Source organism: Chitinophaga silvisoli, assembly GCF_003412465.1.
Lineage (GTDB): Bacteria > Bacteroidota > Bacteroidia > Chitinophagales > Chitinophagaceae > Chitinophaga > Chitinophaga silvisoli.
Genome location: NZ_QTJV01000063.1, coordinates 1 through 2,349 on the forward strand (window position 1 = coordinate 1; position 2,349 = coordinate 2,349).

Here is a 2,349-nt window from a genome sequence, read left to right on the forward strand (position 1 = left end):
ATTGGATATTATCTTTTAGTTCATACTCAACATAGTATGTTTATGTTTGATATAAGTGCTGCACTTAAAACTAGAGATGAAAATGTTCAATTATATCAGCCTGATGCTTTTGAAGTTGATTATAAAGAAGTCTTTACTAGTGATAAAGGTTATGGTGGACTGCAAGATGATTTAGCATATATAGTTGGAGAATTTGGTTATATTTTTTATAACGATGATTTTCATAAACTTTATCAATTTGATGATGGTCAACTTAAAATAATGGATGAAGATATTAAATTATGGTTAGACAAATATCATCCTAATAAAGTTAGATTTGCTCATGATAAATTTAATAATCGTATTCTAATTAAGTTTGATTATACTTATAATAATATTAATCCTAATACTAAAAAATCTATTATAGAATCACATAATGAAGTTATTAGTTTTAATTATAAAGTAGGTAGTTTTATTAGTTTACATGATTATTATTTTAATAATGCTTGGTCTACTAAAACTAAATGTTATTTTCAAACTGAACATAACGATGATAGACTTAATTGCCCTCTTCATGTATTTACTCATGAATATAATTATGGTAGATTTAATACTCATATGGGAGATGATAGTAGAAGTCTATATTTAGTATCTAAACAAGAAGTTGGTGATGAGCCTATATTAGTCCATAATAGTTATATTGATATTATGGTTAATGAATCTTATGAACTTATTAAATTTCTTGAATTTATTAAATATAAAGTACGTAAGATATATATTCCTATTTATAGCGATAATATTAATAATCCTGTTGATTTAAGAGAACATCCTTATGCTGGTGATATACTTCGTATATTTAATGAAGATAATGATACTGATGATATAGATATTAATATTGATAAACTTAATGAATTTAATAAGTATAAAAAACCGTGGTATGAACTAACTCAATATAACTTTAATTATTTCCGTAATGCAATTAAAGAACATCCTAATACAGTAAGTGATAAACTTCGTAGAGTATATGGTAATTATTTTGTAATTCGTTTCATATTTAATAATTCAGATAATAAGCGCATTGAATTTGAAAGTCTTGAATGTGCTCAAACTCAATTTAGAAAATTATGATACAGTATAGAGATAGACAAAGACAAAAAGCTTTTATTGGTGCTATTATTGGTGCAGCCGCTAGTATTGCTGGTGGTATTATTAAAGGTAATAAGCAAAAGAAAGCTCAAGAAAAAGCTCAAGCTGAAGCTCAAGCTGCACAAGACCATAAAGATGCTTTACAAAATGCTCAAGCTTTAACTAGTGCTTATGCTAATCAAGATTATGTTGGTCAATATAATGATAAGCTTACTCTTAAATGTGGCGGTAGAGTTCGACGTAAAGCTGGTTTCGGTACTGAATTTGCTGATGCTCTTCCCGGTTTAGGTAATCTTGCTAGTTCTATTACAGGAGTTCAAGGACTTGGTGAATTAGGTACTGCAATAGGTCAAGGTATTTCTGCTAATCAACAAATTAATGAAAATAAACGTATTGCTCAAGAAGCTGAACAGCGTAAACAACTTCAAGCTGGTCAGCAGCAACTTAATATTACTTCTGATAAAATGACTAATCCAATGACTATGTATCAACGTTCTAGTTTTATTAATAAATATAAATGTGGTGGACGTAGAAAAGCATGGATTGGTGCTGCTATTGGTGCTGCTGGAAGTTTAATTGGTGGTATGTTTGGTAGTAAAGGACAACAATCTATTAAAGTTGAACAAGCTGACCAAGCTAGTTATAGTGCTCCTAAAACTGGTATTGAGCGTCCTGAATGGATTACTAATGGTAATGTTCAACCATCTGTTATGCCTCAATCAATATATCGAGATAGGCTTAAAACATATCGCTGTGGTGGTCGTAGACGTTAATCTTTTGCTCTCTGTTGAATTATTATATACAGGTATGAACTATTAATCGGCTAATAACCTATCGTTCGACAGAGAGCCTTAAAATCAATCAAATTATAATTTCTCATTATATTATATAAAATGCCTAGAAAAGATAAAGTTATTCATATAAGTAATTTACCTAGTACATTTAGAGGTAATGTTACTCGTAATGGAAGATTTATTCAAAATGGTATTCCTCCACTTGGTGGAGCTTATGATAAAGTTGCTAAATCTACTGGTTTAATAAGACTTGGTAATGAATTTCTCTATAATGGTGTAAACAATTTAGTATCTAAAGATAATAGAGAAAAATTAATGAATAATACTGCTGGTAGACTTATTAATTATGTTAAAGATTTTAATAAAGAATCTTTTCCTAGTGATGATGAACTTGGACCAACATTTCCATTTAATATTATTCAAACTCCTA

3 protein-coding genes are annotated in these 2,349 nt (G+C 28.9%); all 3 read left to right on the top strand.

All coding sequences use genetic code 11. The features are described from left to right. Positions 1-1,107: hypothetical protein (locus DXN04_RS34385; protein ID WP_233525751.1), on the top strand; the 1,107-nt coding region annotated here is incomplete at its 5' end. Further along, positions 1,104-1,898 (top strand): hypothetical protein, encoded by a 795-nt coding sequence (locus DXN04_RS34390; protein ID WP_116857936.1) that lies wholly within the window; start codon positions 1,104-1,106, stop codon positions 1,896-1,898. The genes DXN04_RS34385 and DXN04_RS34390, both read left to right, overlap by 4 nt. 120 nt (positions 1,899-2,018) lie before the next feature. Further along, positions 2,019-2,349 (top strand): hypothetical protein (locus DXN04_RS34395; protein WP_147320178.1); only part of this gene is annotated, 331 nt, incomplete at its 3' end.